Genomic DNA, 901 nt, shown 5'->3' on the forward strand with positions numbered 1-901 from the left:
GGTCCCGGCCAGCACCTCGGCCTTGCTGCGCAGCAGCGCCGGCCGGAAATGCGCGGTGAAGCGCGCCGGGGCCGGGGTCGGCACGCCGCCCTCCAGCGGCCGGCCCTCGGCCTTCCAGGCCGGCAGCCCGCCATCCAGCACCGCCACGCCGTCATGGCCGAAGGCGCGCAGCATCCACCAGGCGCGGGCGGCGCTCATCAGCCCGTGCACGTCGTAGCAGACGACGAAGCTGTCATTGCCGATGCCGAGCGCCGCCACCCGCTCGGCGAACAGCTCCGGCGGCGGCAGCATGTGCGGCAGGCCGCCGGGCGCCTTGCTCTCCGGCGCCGCGATGTCATCGACATCGAAGAGCACCGCGCCGGGGATGTGCGCTTCGGCGAACTCGGCTGCGGCGTCGCGATTGGTGCCCGGCAGGTGGTAGGTGGCGTCGACGATGCGGACATCCGGATCGTTCAGATGGTCGGCCAGCCAGGATGTCGAGACGATGGTGTTCATGCTTCGCCTGCGAAGGTGAGGACGACCCGGCGGTTCTGCTTGCCCTTGTTCTCGATCTTGGCGACCGTCAGCGCGCCGATCTCCGAGGTGTTGCGGACATGGGTGCCGCCGCAGGGCTGCAGGTCGACTGGGCTCGCCGCATCGCCGATCCGCACCAGCCGCACCCGGCCGAAGCCGCTCGGCGGCTTCACCGACATGGTGCGCACCAGCTCCGGCCGCGCCGCCATCTCCTCATCGGTGATCCATTCGGTCTCGATCGGCAGGGCGGCCGCCACCAGCTCGTTCAGCTTGGCGGTGATCGCCCCGGCGTCCAGCGCGTCGCCCGGCAGGTTGAAGTCCAGGCGGCTGCGCTCGGCGCCGATCTGGCCGCCGGTGACGTCGCCGGGCACCGCGACGCACAGCAGGT

General features: G+C 71.9%; 2 protein-coding genes. Both read right to left on the minus strand.

Going from position 1 to position 901, the window contains the following annotated elements; translation table 11 throughout:
• The coding region (locus P409_RS35305; protein ID WP_034849789.1) for a sulfurtransferase at positions 1 to 495 on the minus strand (495 nt) is incomplete at its 3' end.
• On the minus strand, positions 492 to 901 hold a 410-nt coding region (locus P409_RS35310), incomplete at its 5' end, for an alanyl-tRNA editing protein (RefSeq protein WP_034849790.1). The genes P409_RS35305 and P409_RS35310, both read right to left, overlap by 4 nt.

The sequence above is a fragment of the Inquilinus limosus MP06 genome (assembly GCF_000767795.1).
GTDB lineage: Bacteria > Pseudomonadota > Alphaproteobacteria > DSM-16000 > Inquilinaceae > Inquilinus > Inquilinus limosus_E.